Raw genomic sequence first — 18,811 nt, forward strand, 5'->3', positions numbered from 1 at the left:
ATGCAATCGTCACCAGGAGCGCAAAAGAATCATGGACATCTTCGACGCATTTCATCTCGCCAGGCTGCAGTTCGCATTTACCGTTTCGTTTCATATTGTGTTCCCGGCGATCAGCATAGGCATGGCGAGCTTTCTCGCCGTGCTCGAATGGCGTCTATTGCTAACGGGCGATGCGGCCTATAAAGACATGTACCGCTTCTGGTCGAAAATCTTCGCGGTGGGATTCGGCATGGGTGTGGTCTCCGGCGTCGTGATGGCTTACGAGTTCGGCACGAACTGGAGCGGATTCTCGACGATTGCGGGCAATATCACGGGTCCGCTGCTGACCTATGAAGTCTTGACTGCGTTCTTCCTGGAGGCCGGTTTTCTCGGTGTGATGCTGTTCGGCTGGAGTCGTGTGAGCCCGAAGGCGCATTTCTTCGCCACGCTCATGGTCGCGATCGGCACGCTCATTTCGACATTCTGGATTCTCTCGTCGAACAGCTTCATGCAAACGCCCCAAGGCTACGCGATCCTGAATGGCCGCATCGTGCCGGTGGACTGGTGGAAAGTGATTTTCAATCCTTCGTTCCCGTTTCGGCTCGCGCATATGACCATCGCCGCGTTTATCGTGGCTGCCTTCATCGTGGCGGCTTGCGGCGCATGGCATTTGCTGCAGGGGCGGCGCGACGTGCCGGTAAAGCGCAGTTTCTCTATGGCGCTGTGGATATTGCTGTTTCTCGCACCCATTCAGATTGTGGTCGGCGACGCGCACGGTCTCAATACACGCGAGTATCAACCAGCGAAGATCGCCGCGATTGAAGGACTCTGGGAAACGGAGCACGGCGGCACCGCGCTCAATCTGGTCGGCTTTCCGGACATGAATGCGGAAGTGACACGTTTCGCGATCAGAGTGCCGCATCTTGGCAGCCTGATTCTCACACATAGCTGGAACGGCGAAATTCGCGGCCTCAAGGAGTTTCCACCCGAAGATCGTCCGTTCTCGCCAATCATTTTCTGGACGTTCCGCATCATGGCCGGGCTCGGCATGCTCATGCTGCTGACCGCCGTAGTGGGACTCTTTTTGCGTCGCGGCGGGCGACTTTATGAAGCGCGTTGGTTTCAATGGTTCGTATTCTGCATGGGACCGTCCGGAATCCTCGCGCTACTGGCCGGCTGGATCACGACCGAAGTGGGCAGGCAGCCATGGACCGTATACGGCATCGTGCGCACAATCGATTCGGTGTCGCCCATCGGCGCGCAGCAAGCCGGCGTTTCGCTGCTGATCTTCGTGATCGTCTATTTCCTCGTCTTCGGAACCGGCGTCTATTACATGCTCAAGATGATGAAAAAGGGACCCGCTACCGGGGTCGAAAGTGTCGAATCGCTCAAGTATCCGGGATTGCACAATCGTGCACTCGACGCTGTAGTGGGGGACTGAGGCCATGCAAATCGATCTTCCTGTGATCTGGGCCGCCATCATCGGTCTCGGCGTTTTTATCTACGTGATGCTCGACGGCTTCGATCTGGGCATCGGCCTGCTGTTTCCGTTCTTCGAAGGCAAGGTTGAACGCGAGGTGATGCTCAATACCGTTGCGCCGGTGTGGGATGGAAACGAAACCTTCCTCGTGCTGGGCGGCGCCGGTCTTTATGGGGCCTTTCCCGTGGTCTACTCGACGTTGCTGCCCGCCAACTACATGCCGCTCATTCTCATGGTGGTCGGCCTGATTTTTCGCGGCGCGGCCTTCGAGTTGCGCGCGAAAGCCACGCGTACGCAACATGCGTGGGATCTCGCGTTTATCGGTGGTTCCGCGCTCGCCGCAATGTGCCAGGGCGTCACGCTTGGATCGCTCTTGCAGGGCATCAAGATAGTCGATGACAAGTTCGCGGGCGATCCGTTCGACTGGTTCTCGCCGTTTAGCGTGTTCTGCGGTTTCGGCGTATTGCTCACGTATGCGACGCTTGGTTGCGGCTGGCTGATCCTGAAGACCGACGGCGAGCTGCAGCGCAAGATGCGCCAGGTGATGCGTCCGCTCCTTGCCGTGCTGCTCCTGGCGATTGCCATCGTCAGCCTCTGGACCGTGCTCGGACTGCCCGCCGTGCGACAGCGCTGGTTCTTCAGCGGCAATCTCGGCTGGTTCCTGCCGGTGCCGATTCTCGTGGTGCTGTGCACGTTGGGCATCTACCGCTCGCTGAACCGGAGCCACGAAGCGATGCCTTTCCTCCTTTCGCTCGCGATCTGCTTTCTCGGCTACACCGGACTGATCATCAGCATCTGGCCGTACATCGTGCCCCCCTCGCTCACAATCTGGGACGCGTCGTCCAGCCATTCGAGCCAGCTGTTCGCCCTCGTGGGCACGGTCATCGTGCTACCAATCATTATTGTCTACAACGCCATGCAATATCGCGTGTTCCGGGGCAAGGTTCGCGAAGGAGACCACGGCTATCACTGAAGGGCATGGAAATCGCTGACTCAGGCAAGACCGGAAGGACTTCCCCATGCGCCAGCGAAAGAGTTCTAAGTAATTGCGCGCGCCCTATGAGCAGGCAACCGTACGTCAATACTCCAGAAAATGAAAGGCCATCATGATTGTCCGGCCACGGGAAAACTGGTTCCGGCTGCTGTTCGTCTGGAACGGATCGGTTCTGTCATCAATCATTCCCCAACTGTGCTTCATGGCAGTCGTGAGTACGCTTGCGGTCTTCACGCACGGGCGAGTGTTTGGAGAAAAGATTCCGCTCAACACTGCGCCCTTCACACTGTTCGGCGTCGCACTGGCTATCTTCCTCGCGTTTCGAAATAACGCCAGCTACGAGCGCTTCAACGAAGCGCGGCATCTTTGGGGCAACTTGCTGATCGCTTCGCGCACGCTGACTTCGCAAATGCTTTGCTACATTCCGGAACGCGCTGACACCTTGCGCATCGCGCAGCAGATAGTCGCATTCGTTTACGCGATCAAGCATGAATTGCGGGGCACCGATCCCACGACGGACCTTCAGCGTCTTCTTGGCCGCGAGCAGGCTGAGACGGTGTGCAGCCAGATCTATAGACCGGTGGCCATTCTCAACGAAATACGGCGCGAACTCTCGATCCCTCAGCATCGCGTTCATACGCCCGATACGAAGTTATGGATGCTCGATGCACAACTCGACGAATTGGGCAAAGCATTGGGTGGCTGCGAGCGTATCGCCTCGACGCCAATTCCATTCGCCTATAACGTGCTGCTGCATCGTACCGTCTACGCCTATTGCGTTTTGCTGCCTTTTGGGCTGGTGGATTCCACGGAGTTTTTTACGCCGCTACTGTGCGTTTTCATTGCGTATACGCTGATTGCGCTCGAAGCCATTGCGAGTGAAGTCGCCGATCCGTTCAGCGTGGCGCCCAACGCGCTCGCACTCGACGCCATGTCGCGCAATATTGAACGCTCCGTTCTCGAGCTGTGTGGATGCCCTGTTCCCGATCCGGTTGCACCCATTCGACCTTATCAGCTTACTTGAGTAAGCAGTAGCGAGAAGCCAGATTTCGCAGAGGAAATCGTAGCGTTAATTTTCTCTCCACCGCTCACTTACGGGTAGCGCGAATAAAATCACTGCCAATCCGATACGATGTATTGGAAATTCATCTCACTAGATTTTCGTACGACTACCGCCTACTCTGAATAGAAACCGAACCCGAGTTAATGTGCCATGGCCAACAACTTAATTGTCGCTGTTTTCAATGATTCCGCTATCGCCGAAAAAGCGTGTCAGGACTTCAAGGACTACGCAGAAAAAGGACAAGGGTTCATGATCCACAGCGGCGTCGTGGTGGAAAAGAGTACCGATGGAAAGTTGTCCGTTCTCGAGCGGCAATCACGGTCCTTCTGGGGAACGACGATCGGCGCGGCGACAGGCGCGCTCATCGGCTTGCTGGGCGGCCCGGCCGGCTCGATTCTTGGCTTTGTCGTCGGTGCAAGCGCAGGATTGACCGCGCATGCGCTGCGTGAGTTGCTTGACAGCGAACTGGTGAACGAGATTTCAGCGAAGCTGACGCCCGGCTCCGCTGCGGTCATACTCGAAGCGGACGAACCTTCCCCCTTTGTTGTGGACAATGTCGTAAGCGGCTATGGCGGCAGTGTTCACCGGAAAGCGTATCCGGAATGACGCCCCTCTCTTTGGTTTGCCTCCAGGAACGAATCGCACCACAGGCTTCCATAACAGTTCGACTCTCGCCGGAACGTCAACTGTTATCTATGTGCTCACGCTGTACGCGCCGCATCAAAACTGTACTCTACTCAGCGAGCGCGATTTGTGCGCTCCGCGCATGAATGACTCCTCTTACTCTTACCCCATCGCCACGTCGCCTCTGCAAGACGCGACGCAAGAATCGGAGTTAAAGCAATGAGAGGAATCGTATGTCAACGCCATTTACTGAAGGACGCACCGCGAATACCACCGGCCACGGCAAGGAACGCACGGTGAACCTGCTGGAGGCCATGCGGATTTACGTGAGAGTGGTCGAAAGAGGGAGCATCTCGGGCGCAGCAAGGGATCTGGACATCGGCCAGCCGGCCGTGAGTGAGCGCATCGAGCGGCTCGAGAAGTACCTCGGATGTCGCCTGCTGCAACGCAACGCACGTGCTTTCAAGTGCACGCCTGAGGGGATCATCTTCCATGAACGCAGCAAAGCAGTGCTAGGCGCCGTGGAGCAAGCCGTGGCCGAAGTGTCGAATGACGAGCAGGCAGTGAAGGGGGCGATTCGTATTGCAGCGCCACACTGCTTCGGTGAAACGCTTCTGCCCGAAGGCGTGAAGCGAATCCGTGAAAGCTATCCGCGCATCGACATCGAACTCGTGCTCAACGACAAGATCACCGACCTTGTCACCGAGGGCGTCGACATCTCGTTTCGTCTCGGACAACCTGGCGACGGTGCGTACATCGCCTGGCCGATTGGTGAGATCGAGCGCGTACTAGTCGCTTCGCCGGACTATCTGAAGCGGCACGACGCGATCGACGATCTGGCGGATCTCACAGGACACAACCTGATTCGCGTGAAGGGCTCTTTCGACGCGGACCTGCTACCCCTCTCGCGAGATGGTGCGCCCATCGACAGTGCTCCGATTCAGACAATGATCAAGACCACGCATTGGCGCCCGATGTATGAAATGGTTTTGTCAGGACTCGGGCTCGGTGTGCTAGAGGCACCGCCCATCAAGGGCGCCCTCGAGACAGGCGAGCTGGTGCGGGTGCTCCCGCAGTATGAAGTGCCTGCACTGGCACTGAACCTGCTTATTCAGCCCCAGCGTCCAATTGCGGTGCGGGTTCGCAGAATCGTCGACACACTCAGGAGCTACCTCTCCGAGGCACTGGCCCAATAGTGAAAATCGAAACGCCGATCCATGACGCGAGCATTCTGTTGGCTAGCTTGAACAGTCGTTAGTTACATCAAAGTGCATTCAGATCGCGAACGATCTGCTCCGCTTCCTGGGTGCATTCAAGCCTGAAGAACCAGCGTTCAGCATGCTCGCGAACGGCTACCCACGACCGATCCTGAAGGTCATTTTTTATGCGACCGATGAATTTGCAGGCGCGCTCCATGCCGTCACGATTGGCCTCTGCCTGCGTCAACCATTCCGGTTGCACGGTGTCCGGGCTACACGTAGCAAACAAACGGCCAGCGTGACGAATCTTCACGTGCGCGATCCAGCCGCCCCGCTCGTTCTCGCGGGATTGTGCCGTTATCTGAAAGCCGTAGCACGTCATACTTTCGGTCGGAGCCATGCGCTGCCTCCATTGACATTCACGTTGATGGCCGTGTATCCCCCAACGCGGACGGCTGTCCCGTCGTCGAGGTTCGCATTTCCAGTACCGCGCGATGAATGGCTTCGGTTAGCGTATTGTTGACTTCAATGAGCTTACGCATCTCGTCCTGCAGCTTCAGAAGTGCCTCGGCGTCCTTGTAGGTCTGCAAGGCCTGCTTATCCGATGCCGCAGCCGCCACCTTCTGGCCGACCATGATTACCGATAACAGTACGAGCTGCAAAAATGTCTGTGCGACCCACGCGACCAGAGTCGAAACGCCACCCTGGATAGCCGACGGCAAGCTCACAAGCGCAATCGCTGCAAAAACGTAGGCGCACCACATCGTTCCGACAACATTAGTGATAGCGACGGCAATCCTGCCGTTCAGCCCCACATGCTCGTGCTTGGTCAGATGCGGGCCGGTCTTTTTACGTTCTTCAACACGCGCACTCGCTTCGTTATCCACTTTCATCATTGAACCCCCGAAAGAGCGATTGGATCAACGTCGGACCCGGCAACGTGCCCCACCGTATTTATCGGCCGTGATTCCCGTGCGTGATCTGTGTGCCAAGCTCGGAAATCGTACGGAAGGCCCTTCGCACCACTGCAAAATCGTGCGTCACAGCGCGGCGTGGAAATGCGTCGCCCGGCACGCTGACGAAATCAAAATCGAGACCATGCATTGAGAGTATATAGCTCGCTGTATACGCACGCCATGGATCGGCAAACGCCACGCCTCGCGGTGTGCCGTCGAAACGTTCGGTTCTTCGTTGCAGCCGCTTTACCCAATACGACGTATCTGTCTCCGCGTTTGGGAAATCGTACATCCAAACTGCGACACGAAAGATCGGTTTCTTCTTGTCAATCCGATACCTGATATCGCACGCACAATAAGATCGACCTGAATCTCCCCGATATAAAGTATCGGATGGGCAGAGGTTCACATCCGCCGAATTCAACAATAATATTCAATCGTCAAATTGTCCCTTTTTGGCTTCCCTCGCGCTCTCGTCTGATATCGGCGCTGCTTGCGGGCGACTATGAACTCCATCTCAGCGAGGACCGTTCCGGCTAACTTGATCGAACGGACACGACGATCAGGCTGTACCTGCGCGAAGCAGTCACTTTCTGGATGCTGACAAGCGAAGCGTCGGCTCCGCTTGCCTATTCAGTGGCACGGCCGGCACACGCTGACTTCTTCAGGACAACTTCAAACGGTTAAAGGTGCTTCGATCATGCCTACACTCTGCGATATCTGCCACGCTCGCCCCGCTGTCGCGCGAGTCGTCGTGACCGAGAACGGCGAGCGCAAGTCTCTGTCGATCTGCGACTATCACTATCGACAGTTGATGCGCCATCAAAGCATGCTCAATCCGTTCGATTCGCTGCTCGGCGGTGGAGGCGACCTTTCAGGTTTGCTCGGTGAATTCGGCGATGAAACCGGAATGAGTGCAAGCGTGCCTCGGGAGTCCGTCGACGCTACGGACGCGTTCAGCGAGCAAACCATGGAGTTACTGCAACGCGCCGCCGAAAAAGCTCACGAATTACACCGCACCGAACTCGATACCGAGCATCTGCTTTATGTGCTCGCCGATACCGACGTGTGCGCGGCGCTACTCAAAGAGCTGAAACTCTCGCCGCAGGATATCAAGCGCTATATCGACGAACACGCCAAACACGGCACGGCCAGCGACGATGAATCGCTCGAGAGAATGACGGTATCGCCGCGTTTGAAAAAGGCCTTTCAGTTTGCTTTCCAGGCGTCTCGCGACCTCGGCCATTCGTACGTGGGCCCTGAGCATCTGCTGATCGGCCTCGCCGCCGTACCGGAAAGCCTGGCTGGCACGCTGCTCAAGAAGTATGGCGTAACACCCGAGGCGCTGCGCCAGAAAGTAGTCAAGGTGGTCGGCAAGGGTGCCGAAGATGGACGCGTCGAAACGCCTACCGGTACGCCGAACCTCGACAAGTTCGGCCGGGACCTCACTGCGCTCGCGCGCCAGGGCAAACTCGACCCGGTGCTCGGCCGCGCTCAGGAAATCGAAAGCACGATTGAGGTGCTGGCGCGCCGCAAGAAGAACAACCCTGTGCTCATCGGCGAACCGGGCGTGGGCAAGACCGCGATTGTCGAAGGACTCGCGCAGCGCGTGGTCAACGGTGACGTACCTGAGGTCCTGCGCGGCAAACGCCTCGTGGAAGTCAATATCAACTCGATGGTCGCCGGCGCGAAATACCGCGGTGAATTCGAGGAGCGCGCGAAGCAATTGATCGACGAGGTGACAGCCAAGCAAGATGAACTCATTTTGTTCATCGACGAGTTGCATACGATCGTAGGCGCTGGCCAAGGCGGCGGCGAAGGCGGCCTCGACATAGCGAATGTGCTGAAACCCGCACTCGCGCGCGGCGAATTGAGCCTCATCGGCGCGACGACACTGAACGAATATCAGAAGTACATCGAAAAAGATGCGGCGCTGGAGCGTCGTTTCCAGCCCGTTCTCGTGCCGGAGCCAAGCGTCGAGCAAACCATCGTTATCCTGCGCGGCCTGCGCGACAAACTTGAAGCACACCATCAGGTGACGTTCTCCGATGACGCGTTCGTTGCAGCGGCAGAATTCGCCGACCGCTATATCACCTCGCGTTTTCTCCCCGATAAGGCCATCGATCTGATCGACCAGGCTGCCGCACGCGTGCGCATCGGCGCCACGTCGCGGCCGGCCGACATCCAGGAGCTGGGGGCAGAAGTTGCGCAGCTCAAGCGCGAGCAGGATTATGCGTCGTCGCGCAAGCGTTTCGACGAAGCAAAGGCCTTTGAAGAACGCATCAACGAGAAACAGAAACAGCTCGATGAGCAGATGGAGGCATGGCAGCGCAAGACCGGCACGGAAACGCTGGAAGTGACCGTGGCTTCCGTCGCCGAGGTCGTCTCGCGCCTGACCGGCATTCCTGTTGCCGAACTCACGCAGGAAGAGCGCCAAAAGCTGCTGAAGATGGAGGAGACGCTGAGAGAGCGCGTGGTCGGCCAGAACGACGCGGTTGTCGCTGTGAGCGATGCCGTGCGTTTGTCGCGCGCGGGCCTGGGCCAGGAGCACCGGCCCATTGCGAATTTCCTGTTCCTCGGACCGACGGGTGTTGGCAAGACCGAACTCGCGAAAGCCCTTGCGGAAAGCGTCTTTGGAGACGAACAGGCAATTATCCGGATCGACATGAGCGAGTACATGGAGCGCCACGCCGTCGCGCGGCTGATCGGCGCGCCACCGGGATACGTGGGTTATGACGAAGGCGGACAGCTCACCGAGCGCGTGCGGCGGCGTCCGTACAGCGTTATCCTTCTCGATGAGATCGAGAAGGCGCACCCGGACGTCTACAACGTGCTTCTGCAGGTATTCGACGACGGGCGTCTCACCGACGGAAAGGGCCGTGTGGTCGATTTCAGCAACACGATCATCATCGCCACGAGCAATCTGGGCGCCTCGATCATCATGGAGAACCTCGAACAGCCTGAGGCGAAACGCAAGAGCGAAAAGGAGGTGCGTGACGAGCTGATGAAAGTGCTCAAGGGCCACTTCCGGCCAGAGTTTCTCAACCGCATCGACGACATTATCGTATTCCACTCGCTTTCAAAGGAGAATATTCGCGCGATCGTACAAATTCAGCTCGATCGTGTCGTTCGGACTGCGGCCGCACAGGACATCACGCTTAAGGTGGGCGGGTCGCTGGTCGACCATCTGGTCGAAGTCGGCTATCAACCGGAGTTCGGCGCTCGCGAGCTGAAACGGCAAATCCGCCAAGAAGTCGAGACCCGGCTCGCAAAGGAAATACTCGGAGACACGTTGAAATCCGGCGACAGCGTGGAAATCGACTATGACGAAGAAAAAGAGGAAGTGAAATTCAACAAGGTGCAGTCTTCCGCCACGCCTGAACCGCAGAAGGGCAATGGCGCGAGCGCCAAAACGGACGGCGCTGCTTCGACCGCGCCATCCGGCGGAACCGTAACCGGCAAGGGACGCAAAAAGCGCAGTGAAAAGGAGTCTGGTCCGAACGCCAGCTAACTAGTTCGGATTGAGGCGGCGCCCTGTGGTTAAACCGACATTTTTAGCCCTCGGCGCCGCAATCGTTGATATCAATTCCAAAAAGACACGCCCGCGCTCTTGCTACGCATCGATAACTCAATCATGCCTTTCAGCTTCGCCCGATTCACCGTTGTGAAAAATTTCTCCGCCTCGCGCGAGACATACACGGTGTCTCAACTCGTGCCACTGCTACCACAACACAACATTCCATACCGGGAACTGCACCTACTGATTCGAGCGCAGCGGCCCATTCCGACGCGCGTGCGCACAGTCACCGAAATCATGAAACAGTGCGTGCCCGATCTGCTTGGCGCATTGACAGTAGATGACTCAGATCGGGATTCGCATTCATGACAGGGACAACCGTTGCGTCTCGCTCAGGTCGGGCAGGCCCCTTCTGTTCACGACCCGAGTTCCTGGAACGCATGTCCGTTCGCCTCAAGATTCTTGAGCGTCGCGGCATCGAGTTCGCTTTGCCAGATGTGCCCAGAAAACTGCCACTCTTTCGGGTTGGCAAGGTCAGGCAACCCCATGCCTTTGCGCACGTATAGCCCAAGCGTCGGTTTAGCGAGGTTGATGTAAAAGTCGAATTCCTGCTGTTGCGGTTCCATGACGCCTCCTTTCCGTACAAGACCGATACGCACTTATAGAACCACGCTTTACACAGGATACAGCGTTCGACCGCAACACACCTGTCCTTGCGACCGGTTTGGCACTCGCGCCAGCGCGTCGTAGCGCTCACGCCTCCAGTTGTTCGAGCACCTTCCCCTTCGTCTCGATGCCGAGAAAATGCACCGTCACGGCCGCGAGGAATGGCACCGCGGCGAGAATATAAAACGCGACGTCGAGATTGCCGCCGATCATCGTCTTCGAAACTATCGTCGGTGCGAAAATGGCGGCCACCTTCAGCCATGCGCCGCCCACACCGCAACCCAATGCACGGATGCTCGTGGGGTATAACTCAGGCGTGTAGACGTAAGCGGTAATAAACCCGCTCGCGAGCAGGCCGAGCGCCAGCGCGCAAAACGTCGCGACCACATAAACCGACATGGCATGGCACACGCCAGCCAGCACCAGAGAGACTGCGCAAAGCACGAAGGAGACGTTGATCACGGGCTTGCGGCCCACCTTGTCGACCAGCAGCGCGCAAGCAAGCGAGCCAAGCACGCCGAGCACCGAGGCCGCGACCGCGAGATTGAGTGCGAGCTGCAAAGGCGCGTGATAGACGGTGCGATAGATCGTGGGCAGCCAGGTGGAAAGCCCGTACTGGATAAAGCCGCATGTGATCCAGAGCATGGCCACCGCGAGCGTGCGCTTGCGATACGCGGGCCCGAACAGGTCCTTCACGCTACGCTTGGGATGGCGCGCCACGAGCGCGTCGAATTCTGCGGCGTTCGTGACCGGGGCGAGCGGGCCTTTCGCGGTACGCTCGAACGCGCTCACCGCGCGATCCGCTTCCTGCACGCGTTCGCGTTCCGCGAGCCAGCGCGGCGACTCGGGCACGAGCTTGCGCAGCACGAAGAACAGCACGAGCGGCATCCCGCCAATGAAGTACATGATCTGCCAACCGAAGCGCGGCACGAGCCACGCGCCCAGCGCATTCGAAGCGAGCAGACCCACCGGGAACACGATCTCGTAGAGGAGAACGAAGCGTCCGCGGCCATGAGCGCGGCTAACCTCGTTGATATACGTCGCGGCCACGGGCAGCTCGCCGCCCAAGCCGAGGCCTTGCACCACACGCAACGCCGCGAACACGGCGAAACTCGGCGCAAATCCGCACGCAATGCTGGTCACGCCGATGATGCCCGAGCTCCACGCAATCGCGCGCACGCGGCCGTGGCGCTCCGCGAGCCACGGGAACAGGAACGCGCCGAACAACTGCCCGACCGAACCCGAAGCGATCAAAAAGCCGATCTCCCACGGCGTGAGATGCCACTTCTGGATCAGGATCGGCAGCGTCGCGGCAATCGCGATGACGTCGAAACCGTCGAAGAACGTGGCGAGACCGATGAGGCCGCCCCACGCCGCCCTCTCGGTATGCGAACATCACGCGATGTTTCGCCGACGAAATCCGCCCATGCCGACAAGCCGAAAAGCCATCACCGCGCTTCTATTCATCGCACTCGCCGCAGGCAACGCCGCGGCCGAACCCGCACAAAAGCCGCCCGGACCGGCCATGATGGTCCACTTCGATTACTACCCGAAAGACCGCCCCAAGATCCACGCGCTCGAACAGCGGCTGGCAAGCGCGATCAAGCGCGCGGACGCCGGCGAACTCGGCGAAACCGAAATTCACGTCGATGGCAACGACGGGTATCTGTACATGTACGGCCCCGACCCAGACCGGCTGTATCACGTCACGAGCCCGATTCTGAAGTCGTCCAGATTGACAGCCCATTCCGAAGTCACGAAATGGTATGGGCCGCGCACGGAGACTTTTGTGATTCGCTAAGGTAGCGAGCGCCTCAAAGCTTCGGATGGCACTCGAAACGGATCGTGGAAGCCTGCTGCTGCAGCGCCTCGAAACCGTCCATTTGTTCGATGCCGAGGCTCGCCTGCATGCCGCGGGTCTCGCAATAGTCGGACGCCGCGGTCACGGCGCGCTTGTGGGCGCGCGCCCAGGCGAGGCGCCCGCCGGACGCCGAGGCGGAAGCGACGAACGTATCCTGCCGATCCGACGCGGTGACATTGCCTGTCGACGCGCATCCCGCGAGCACCGTGCAAGCGGCAGCAAGTGAAACGAATACCCTTGGCAACAACTGCGTGATGCGCGACGGCCACTTCGCGACGCCGCCAAACTGTTCCGACGCGCTCATGAATACACGACCTCCGCGCCGCGTTTGGCCGCCGCCTTGCGGGACTCCAGCGCCATACGCAACTTCGCATGCTGCACGAGGTTCTGCGTCGTCACGCGCCCGGCTGTGTGAAGCACTCGCTTCGCCGCGCGCGGCAGCCGCCGCTGTTCGTTGCGGCTATGCGCCCAGGCGCGCGCCGCGAACCAGCCAACGACGGTCCAGCCGAGCAGGATGTTGACCATCGTGATCGCAAACGCGTCCTTGTGCCCGCGCGCGTCGGCTTCGATGGAAGGAATCAGATACAGGATGACGGCCGCAATGACCGAGGCACCTTCGAGAATTTGGAGCATCGCACCACCTCATGTTCGAGCATCGAAACTGGGCGAAACGCCTGTGCGTCGCAGGGACAAGATCGGGCGCGATCGCGCGCCGGATTGTCCACGTCCGCCAGCTTCAGAAGCTGTTTCGCTTTGCCTGCACCGCGGCCATCGTGGCCGCCGTGACATGAGGTAGCAGTTTAGGATCGTTCTATCGAAAGTCCATGCCAATAGAACGAATTCAGTGTTGCGGCTGCATTAACAATCGCGCACGCCTGCTAGCGAAAAGGTTGAGGATTGCTGTCGAATTACACCATTCATGAGATAAATGGGGTCGAAATCTCGTCAACGTGTTAGTGATTGGGACGAAGCGGCAGGAAGGCGAGTCGACGTGTTTCGCGCGCGTGGCACGCGTGCATCCGCGCACGCATGCCGCCACCGCCGTCAAATCAGGGGCAACCGAGGCTCAGGCCGGCACACCCTCCATCGCGCGCCCGGAACGACCCCACGCCACCACGACGCCGAGACCGAGCACCGCCAGACACACGATCGGCACGATCATCGGACCGAATGCCGTGCCCGTGAGCTTGCCTGCGAGCGGCATGAGGTTCTGGCCAAAGAAGCCGCCGAGATTGCCGATCGAGTTGATGGCCGCCACGCTCGCCGCCGCTCGCGCGCCGGTGAAGTAGCGCGGCGGCATCGACCAGAAGCACGGGTACAGCAGCGGGATGCACGCGCCGCCGAGTACGAGCGCGATAAAACGCAGCGGCGTGGAAGGCAGCAGCAGACTCAACAGGAAGCTGAGCGTCCCCAGCGCAGCGACGATCGCCATCGTTCGAAGAATGCTTTTTGCGCGGCGCAGCTTCGACGGCAGCCACAGCAGCAGCAAGACCGCCAGTGCCCACGGCAGCATGCTCAACAGCCCGTTCACGCTGCTCGACACGCCAAACGACTTCACGAGCGTGGGCAGCCAGTACGTCACGCCATACAGAGACGTCGACATCAGCATATAGGTCGCCGCGAACAGCATCACGCGCGGATCGAGCAGCGCCTTCCAGGGCTGTGCGTGTTCGGCATGCTCGGGCTTCTCGCGCTCGTGCGCGGCCGCCACGATCTGTTTTTCGCGCTCGTTCAGGAAGCGCGCTTCCTGGTACGACGCCGGCAGCAGCCTGAACACGGCAATGCCGACCAGCACGGCGGGCAGGCCCGTGGCGATGAACACCCACTGCCAGCCGGCCAAGCCCCATACGCCGTTGAGGCTCAGCAGCCAGCCGCCCACGAGCGAGCCCAGCATGTTCGCGAGCGCACTGCCCAGCGTGAAGATGCCGAGCACGCGTGCGCGGTAGCTCTGCGGAAACCACAGCGTGAGGTAATAAATCACGCCCGGATAGAAGCCGGCTTCGGCCACGCCCAGCGCAAGGCGCAGCCCGCAGAACACCTTCATCGAGGTGGTGAAGCCCATCAGCACGGTAATCAAGCCCCAGGTGAGCATGATGCGCGCGAGCCACACGCGCGCGCCGTAGCGATGCAGCGCGAGCGTGCTGGGCACTTCGAACAGCAGATAGCCGATGAAGAACAGCGACGAGGCAAGACCGAATGCCGTTTCGGTCATGTTGAGGCTGTGCACCATCTGCAACTTTGCGAAGCCGACATTCTGCCGGTCGATAAAAGAGATCAGGAACATCACCACGAGGATCGGCATCAGGCGGCGCGCGATCTTCGACATGACATCCCGCTCTTCGGCGGGCTGTTGATCGACGGTTTTATCTGGATTCACTCTGTTCTCCTACGTTTATTTGTATGTTGCCTGTGCGACTGCCTAAGACGGACGGAACTCCGCGAGCATCGGCACGAACATGTCGTTCCACGTGCGCGGTTTCGCCTTGATCGTGCCCACCATGTACAAAAAGTCCACGTACTCCATCAACTGCTCGGGCCAGACCGAAAAGCGCGACTCCGGCGCGGCGAGCGTCTGCACCACGTGCTCGCGCGACGCCCCGAAGCCCGACGAATCGACATAGATTTGCGCCGCCGCCGCTTTGTCCTGCGCGATCATCCGGTTCGCCTCGTCGAGCGCGTGAAGGAACGCGCGCACGAGCGCCGGTTCGGTGTCCACGAGGCGCTTGGGCGCGAATACCACGTCGAGCGTGAGCGGCCCGAGCACGTCGACTGAATTGACCACGCGGTGTATGCCCGGCTGCTGCAATTCGAGTGTCGAAAATGGCGGCGATGCGAAATGGGCGGTAATGCCGCCCTCGCGCCGGATCAGCGACTGCATGGCCTGCGGATGTGGCAAGCCCACGGTAATCGAATCGAGCTGCGCGAAGTGCTGCGCGCCAAGCAGCTTGCTCGCCACCATTTGCAGCACGACGGCGGAAAGCGAGGTGCGAATGCCCGGCACCGCAATGCGGTCGGCGGACGTGAAGTCGTGCAGCGTCGCGATCTGCGGCCGGTTCGTGTTCAGCGAGAGCGCCGTGGCCGAAAGGCCGCTAATGCCGATCACCTCGACGTTCGGTATGCCGCGCGCCCGCGCCCACAGTTCGATGAACCCGGGCGCGCCCACGGCGGCGAAGTCGAGCGTGCCTGCCATCATGGCGTCGTCGACGGAATTGCCGCCGTCGAGCCTCAGCCACTCGACGCTCACGTCTACGAGCCCCTGACGGGCCGCATGGCGCTCGAAGAGCCGCATCTTTTCCATCACGAGCAGCGGCAGATACAGCAGGCCGTAGCCCTTCGAAATGCGCACCGTGCGCGGCGCGGCCCGCACCCAGGCAGGCGCGAGCGCAGCGGCGAGCGCCGCCGCGCCAAGCCCGGCCGCAACGAGTGCGCGCCGCCTCGGCGACTGCATGCGCATCTTGCCGTCTCCGGTGGTTCGTGTCGTAATCACGTCGCTGCATCTTCCATGGTTCGCGAGATTACCGGGCGAGTCTGAGAAAATGCTGAGAAAACACGGCTGGCAGACCTCGGGAAAACCCGCAATCGTACCCATGAAGATTTCGGCAGGAACGGCATCATGCGCATTCTGGTGGTAGAGGACGACGCGGAAATCGGCGCGGCGGTCCGCAGCCGCCTCACGCGTCTCGGTCACGCGGTGGACCTCGAAGCGAACGGCGCCACGGCGAACAGCCTGCTAGGCGTCGAGCGCTTCGACCTGGTCGTGCTCGACGTGATGCTTCCCGCCATGGACGGCTTCGCGATCCTGCGCAACCTGCGCGCGGCGGGCTCCACCACGCCCGTGCTGCTTCTCACCGCGCGCTCGGCCATCGACGATCGCGTGAGCGGGCTGGGCCTCGGCGCCGACGACTACCTCGTCAAGCCGTTCGACTATCGCGAACTCGAAGCGCGCGTGCAGGCGCTCCTGCGCCGCAACAGCGGGCACGCGAACGACGTCGTGAGGCTCGGCGGTCTTGCGATCGACCGCAGCAGCCGGCTCGCCGAACTCGACGGCAAAGCGCTTTCGCTCTCGCGTCAGGAATTCGCCTTGCTCGAAATCCTCGCCAGCCGCCCGCAACGCATTTTCCCGAAAGAGGAACTGCTGAACCAGTTGTTCAGCTATGGCAACGAGCCGACCGCGAACGCGGTCGAACAGTACGTCACGCGTTTGCGCAAGAAACTGCAAGGCAGCTCGGTCGAAATTCGCACCGCGCGCGGCATGGGATACCAAATTGCCGCGCTTTGACTGGTTCCCCAAAACGCTGCTCGGCCGCACGCTGCTCTTCATCGCGCTCGTGGTGGCGTCGGGGGCGGCGGCGCTCGCGGGCATCGCGCGCTATTACGCGGGGGTCGCTTCCGAGCGCGCCTACGATCAACTGCTTGCGGGCGCAACCATCCAGGTCGCCGAAAATCTCTACGTGCAGGGCGGCGTGCTCGCACTCAATCCGCCGGTGGCCGCCCTCTCCACGCTCTCGCGCTATGACATCGTCTACTACAAGGTGGTCGATGCGCGCGGCCTCGTGGTAGCGGGTTATGGCGACCTTCCCGGTCCGGCCAACACGATGAGTGCGCGCCAGGGTCCGACATTCGCGAATGGGCGCTATCAGGGTGAGCGCGTGCGCACGGCCACCATCGGGCGCTACATGCCCGACGCGCGGCCGCCCGGCTGGGCCCTCGTTACAGTCGCGCAAACCACGCATGCGCGCCAGCAGCTCACGAACGACATGAGCTTCAAGGTCTGGACGCTGATTCTGCTGATGAGCGTGCTCGCCATCGGTGCGAGCGGTCTCGCGATCCGGCGCGGCCTGCGCCCGCTCGCGCAGATCGAGCAAATCATCGCCGCGCGCGATCCCGCCGACCTGCGGCCTGTGTCGCACGACACGCCGAGCGAGATCAACGCGCTGATCGGCGCGATCAACGGACTGATCGGGCGCCTCGCGGAACGCATGACGGCCATGCAGCGTTTTATCGCCGACGCCGCGCACCAGATGCGCACACCGATCGCGCGGCTCGACGCGCAAATCGAATTGCTCAGCACCGAGTCCGATCCCGTGCGCCACGCCGCACGGCTCGAAGCGTTGCGGGCCACCTGCTCGGACGTGGGCCGGCTCACCGGCCAGCTGCTCAATCACGCCATGGTGATTCATCGCACGGAAGTGGTGCCGTTGCAGCGCGTGGACCTGGCGAAGCTCGCGAGAGAAGTGCTGGGCCGCACGATCCCGCTTGCCGACGAACGCGACGTGAAGGTGGCGTTCGAAAGCAGCGCGCCGCAAGTGTGGATCGCGGGCGACGCCGTCAGCCTGCAGGAAGCGCTTTCGAACGTGCTGCACAACGCGCTGCTGCACGGCAAGGCCGACGATATCGTCGTGACCGTGAACGCTTCGCCGGAGGCTGTCACGTTAACCGTGACCGACAACGGCAGCGGCATTGCGCGCGAACACTGGGAGGCCGCGTTGCGTCCGTTCGAGCGCATCGGTCAGGAAGGCGCGGAGCGCACGACGGGCTCCGGCCTTGGGCTCGCCATCGTACAAGCGGTGATGAAGGCGCACGGCGGCCGCGTGAACTTTGCGTTTCCCGCCGCGGGTGGGTTTGCCGTGGTGCTGACGTTTCCGCGCGCAGAAGACGAAGCGCCTCCCACTACGCCAATGTAAACGCCTCGCGAAAGCGCTGGAGCGCGAGTTCGGCGTCGCCGCTCGCCCAGGCTTCGAGGCCGATCGTGCCGCGATAGTCGAGCGCGGCAAGCGCACGTGCGATCGCAGGATAGTGAATCTCGCCGGTGCCGGGCTCCTTGCGCCCCGGCACGTCGGCCACCTGAATCTCGCCGATATAAGGCGCGGCACGGCGCACGAGTTCGATCAGATTGCCCTCGCCGATCTGCGCGTGATAGAGATCGAGATTCAACCGCAGATGCGGATTGTCGATGGCCTTGATGAGCGCCAGCGTGTCGGCGGCGCGCGCGAACGGCACGCCCGGATGATCGACTTCAGTGTTGAGGTTTTCCAGGCAAAACACCACGTCGTGCCGCGCGCCCAGTTCGGCAATGCGTGCGAGCGTTTTCTGCGCGGCCAGCCACATTTCGCCGCTCACGACCGGCACCGGTATAACGGGCAAACCGTTGCCATCGAGCCCGGTGCCGTGCAGGTTAAGGCGTGGGCACGCAAGGCGCTTCGCCACTTCGATCGATTGCTCGGCCGTGCGCACAAGCGCATCGGCGCCGCGCTCGGTGATCAGGTCGCCTTCGATATAACCCGTCGTCGACGAAAACTTCGCGCCGCTATGCGCCAGCGCGCCGATCTCGTGCCGGGTCCAGTCCCAGATCTCGACCTCGAAGCCCAGTTCGCTGATACGCCTAACGCGCTCGATCACCGGCAAGTCACAAAAGACCATCTCCGCGCACACTGCGAGAGTAAACATGGGTATCCCTTACTCAATCGGAAGA

At 60.6% G+C, this 18,811-nt stretch carries 18 protein-coding genes and 1 pseudogene; 10 read left to right on the forward strand and 9 right to left on the reverse strand.

The window, feature by feature from the left end; translation table 11 throughout:
• The first annotated feature begins 31 nt into the window (after nucleotides 1-31).
• The 5 genes from U5A52_RS24610 to U5A52_RS24630 all read left to right on the forward strand — a co-directional run bounded on the left by U5A52_RS24610 (nucleotide 32) and on the right by U5A52_RS24630 (nucleotide 5,336).
• Nucleotides 32-1,420, forward strand: coding sequence for a cytochrome ubiquinol oxidase subunit I (locus tag U5A52_RS24610; RefSeq protein WP_321910179.1), 1,389 nt, complete (start codon nucleotides 32-34; stop codon nucleotides 1,418-1,420).
• Nucleotides 1,421-1,424: 4 nt separating this feature from the next.
• A complete protein-coding gene (gene cydB / locus U5A52_RS24615) occupies nucleotides 1,425-2,432 on the forward strand; it encodes a cytochrome d ubiquinol oxidase subunit II (protein ID WP_321910180.1) in 1,008 nt (335 codons plus the stop codon).
• A gap of 133 nt (nucleotides 2,433-2,565) precedes the next feature.
• Nucleotides 2,566-3,477 (forward strand): bestrophin family protein, encoded by a 912-nt coding sequence (locus tag U5A52_RS24620; protein ID WP_321910182.1) that lies wholly within the window; start codon nucleotides 2,566-2,568, stop codon nucleotides 3,475-3,477.
• A 189-nt stretch (nucleotides 3,478-3,666) separates the two neighbouring features.
• Nucleotides 3,667-4,122 carry a DUF1269 domain-containing protein gene (locus tag U5A52_RS24625; protein ID WP_321910185.1) on the forward strand — a complete coding sequence of 152 codons (456 nt, stop codon included), beginning with the start codon at nucleotides 3,667-3,669 and terminating at the stop codon, nucleotides 4,120-4,122.
• A 314-nt stretch (nucleotides 4,123-4,436) separates the two neighbouring features.
• Complete coding sequence (locus U5A52_RS24630) at nucleotides 4,437-5,336, forward strand: LysR family transcriptional regulator (protein ID WP_321910415.1); 900 nt, start codon at nucleotides 4,437-4,439, stop codon at nucleotides 5,334-5,336.
• 67 nt (nucleotides 5,337-5,403) lie between these two features.
• Here U5A52_RS24630 and U5A52_RS24635 read toward each other — a convergent pair whose 3' ends face one another.
• Nucleotides 5,404-5,739, reverse strand: coding sequence for a DUF6566 family protein (locus U5A52_RS24635; RefSeq protein ID WP_321910187.1), 336 nt, complete (start codon nucleotides 5,737-5,739; stop codon nucleotides 5,404-5,406).
• A 19-nt stretch (nucleotides 5,740-5,758) separates the two neighbouring features.
• Complete coding sequence (locus tag U5A52_RS24640) at nucleotides 5,759-6,235, reverse strand: hypothetical protein (protein WP_321910189.1); 477 nt, start codon at nucleotides 6,233-6,235, stop codon at nucleotides 5,759-5,761.
• A gap of 760 nt (nucleotides 6,236-6,995) precedes the next feature.
• Here U5A52_RS24640 and U5A52_RS24650 point away from each other — a divergent pair.
• Nucleotides 6,996-9,806 (forward strand): ATP-dependent Clp protease ATP-binding subunit, encoded by a 2,811-nt coding sequence (locus U5A52_RS24650; protein WP_321936570.1) that lies wholly within the window; start codon nucleotides 6,996-6,998, stop codon nucleotides 9,804-9,806.
• A gap of 422 nt (nucleotides 9,807-10,228) precedes the next feature.
• Here the strand turns inward: U5A52_RS24650 and U5A52_RS24655 are convergent, their stop codons facing one another.
• Nucleotides 10,229-10,438 (reverse strand): hypothetical protein, encoded by a 210-nt coding sequence (locus U5A52_RS24655; RefSeq protein ID WP_321936571.1) that lies wholly within the window; start codon nucleotides 10,436-10,438, stop codon nucleotides 10,229-10,231.
• Nucleotides 10,439-10,565: 127 nt separating this feature from the next.
• Nucleotides 10,566-11,840: pseudogene (locus U5A52_RS24660) on the reverse strand (MFS transporter); the annotation flags it as partial.
• 64 nt (nucleotides 11,841-11,904) lie between these two features.
• On the opposite strand from U5A52_RS24660, the gene U5A52_RS24665 reads away from it, so the two are divergent.
• Nucleotides 11,905-12,279 carry a hypothetical protein gene (locus U5A52_RS24665; RefSeq protein WP_321936572.1) on the forward strand — a complete coding sequence of 125 codons (375 nt, stop codon included), beginning with the start codon at nucleotides 11,905-11,907 and terminating at the stop codon, nucleotides 12,277-12,279.
• 13 nt (nucleotides 12,280-12,292) lie between these two features.
• Here U5A52_RS24665 and U5A52_RS24670 read toward each other — a convergent pair whose 3' ends face one another.
• Together U5A52_RS24670 and U5A52_RS24675 are read right to left on the reverse strand one after the other, a co-directional pair.
• Nucleotides 12,293-12,643 carry a hypothetical protein gene (locus tag U5A52_RS24670; RefSeq protein WP_321910223.1) on the reverse strand — a complete coding sequence of 117 codons (351 nt, stop codon included), beginning with the start codon at nucleotides 12,641-12,643 and terminating at the stop codon, nucleotides 12,293-12,295.
• Entirely contained in the window at nucleotides 12,640-12,972 is a 333-nt protein-coding gene (locus tag U5A52_RS24675; RefSeq protein WP_321910225.1) for a superinfection immunity protein, read from the reverse strand. The genes U5A52_RS24670 and U5A52_RS24675 overlap by 4 nt, the downstream gene beginning before the upstream one ends.
• 11 nt (nucleotides 12,973-12,983) lie before the next feature.
• Here U5A52_RS24675 and U5A52_RS24680 point away from each other — a divergent pair, with 11 nt between their 5' ends.
• Nucleotides 12,984-13,130 carry a hypothetical protein gene (locus U5A52_RS24680; protein WP_321936573.1) on the forward strand — a complete coding sequence of 49 codons (147 nt, stop codon included), beginning with the start codon at nucleotides 12,984-12,986 and terminating at the stop codon, nucleotides 13,128-13,130.
• 275 nt (nucleotides 13,131-13,405) lie between these two features.
• Here U5A52_RS24680 and U5A52_RS24685 read toward each other — a convergent pair whose 3' ends face one another.
• Entirely contained in the window at nucleotides 13,406-14,665 is a 1,260-nt protein-coding gene (locus U5A52_RS24685) for an MFS transporter (RefSeq protein ID WP_321936607.1), read from the reverse strand.
• Nucleotides 14,666-14,758: 93 nt separating this feature from the next.
• On the reverse strand, nucleotides 14,759-15,787 hold the full coding sequence (locus tag U5A52_RS24690) for an ABC transporter substrate-binding protein (protein WP_321936608.1): 1,029 nt from the start codon (nucleotides 15,785-15,787) through the stop codon (nucleotides 14,759-14,761).
• A 165-nt stretch (nucleotides 15,788-15,952) separates the two neighbouring features.
• On the opposite strand from U5A52_RS24690, the gene U5A52_RS24695 reads away from it, so the two are divergent.
• Together U5A52_RS24695 and U5A52_RS24700 are read left to right on the forward strand one after the other, a co-directional pair.
• Nucleotides 15,953-16,618 carry a response regulator transcription factor gene (locus U5A52_RS24695; RefSeq protein WP_321910299.1) on the forward strand — a complete coding sequence of 222 codons (666 nt, stop codon included), beginning with the start codon at nucleotides 15,953-15,955 and terminating at the stop codon, nucleotides 16,616-16,618.
• Nucleotides 16,605-18,023, forward strand: coding sequence for a sensor histidine kinase (locus U5A52_RS24700; protein ID WP_321936574.1), 1,419 nt, complete (start codon nucleotides 16,605-16,607; stop codon nucleotides 18,021-18,023). Before U5A52_RS24695 ends, U5A52_RS24700 begins: the two co-directional genes overlap by 14 nt.
• Here the strand turns inward: U5A52_RS24700 and U5A52_RS24705 are convergent.
• Complete coding sequence (locus U5A52_RS24705) at nucleotides 18,010-18,786, reverse strand: TIM barrel protein (RefSeq protein WP_321936575.1); 777 nt, start codon at nucleotides 18,784-18,786, stop codon at nucleotides 18,010-18,012. The two genes, U5A52_RS24700 and U5A52_RS24705, sit on opposite strands and share 14 nt — an antisense overlap.
• Nucleotides 18,787-18,811 lie beyond the last annotated feature (25 nt).

The organism is Paraburkholderia sp. J8-2 (assembly GCF_905220195.1).
Taxonomy (GTDB): domain Bacteria; phylum Pseudomonadota; class Gammaproteobacteria; order Burkholderiales; family Burkholderiaceae; genus Paraburkholderia.

What these genes read in the sequence shown, in the direction of transcription:
- cydB (WP_321910180.1), top strand. Translation starts at nt 1,425, where the DNA reads ATGCAAATCGATCTTCCTGTGATCTGGGCCGCCATCATCGGTCTCGGC.
- U5A52_RS24685 (WP_321936607.1), bottom strand. Translation starts at nt 14,665, where the DNA reads ATGTCGAAGATCGCGCGCCGCCTGATGCCGATCCTCGTGGTGATGTTC.
- U5A52_RS24650 (WP_321936570.1), top strand. Translation starts at nt 6,996, where the DNA reads ATGCCTACACTCTGCGATATCTGCCACGCTCGCCCCGCTGTCGCGCGA.
- U5A52_RS24695 (WP_321910299.1), top strand. Translation starts at nt 15,953, where the DNA reads ATGCGCATTCTGGTGGTAGAGGACGACGCGGAAATCGGCGCGGCGGTC.
- U5A52_RS24665 (WP_321936572.1), top strand. Translation starts at nt 11,905, where the DNA reads ATGCCGACAAGCCGAAAAGCCATCACCGCGCTTCTATTCATCGCACTC.
- U5A52_RS24690 (WP_321936608.1), bottom strand. Translation starts at nt 15,787, where the DNA reads ATGCAGTCGCCGAGGCGGCGCGCACTCGTTGCGGCCGGGCTTGGCGCG.
- U5A52_RS24670 (WP_321910223.1), bottom strand. Translation starts at nt 12,643, where the DNA reads ATGAGCGCGTCGGAACAGTTTGGCGGCGTCGCGAAGTGGCCGTCGCGC.
- U5A52_RS24675 (WP_321910225.1), bottom strand. Translation starts at nt 12,972, where the DNA reads ATGCTCCAAATTCTCGAAGGTGCCTCGGTCATTGCGGCCGTCATCCTG.
- U5A52_RS24625 (WP_321910185.1), top strand. Translation starts at nt 3,667, where the DNA reads ATGGCCAACAACTTAATTGTCGCTGTTTTCAATGATTCCGCTATCGCC.
- U5A52_RS24705 (WP_321936575.1), bottom strand. Translation starts at nt 18,786, where the DNA reads ATGTTTACTCTCGCAGTGTGCGCGGAGATGGTCTTTTGTGACTTGCCG.
- U5A52_RS24620 (WP_321910182.1), top strand. Translation starts at nt 2,566, where the DNA reads ATGATTGTCCGGCCACGGGAAAACTGGTTCCGGCTGCTGTTCGTCTGG.
- U5A52_RS24640 (WP_321910189.1), bottom strand. Translation starts at nt 6,235, where the DNA reads ATGATGAAAGTGGATAACGAAGCGAGTGCGCGTGTTGAAGAACGTAAA.
- U5A52_RS24655 (WP_321936571.1), bottom strand. Translation starts at nt 10,438, where the DNA reads ATGGAACCGCAACAGCAGGAATTCGACTTTTACATCAACCTCGCTAAA.
- U5A52_RS24635 (WP_321910187.1), bottom strand. Translation starts at nt 5,739, where the DNA reads ATGGCTCCGACCGAAAGTATGACGTGCTACGGCTTTCAGATAACGGCA.
- U5A52_RS24680 (WP_321936573.1), top strand. Translation starts at nt 12,984, where the DNA reads ATGTTCGAGCATCGAAACTGGGCGAAACGCCTGTGCGTCGCAGGGACA.
- U5A52_RS24610 (WP_321910179.1), top strand. Translation starts at nt 32, where the DNA reads ATGGACATCTTCGACGCATTTCATCTCGCCAGGCTGCAGTTCGCATTT.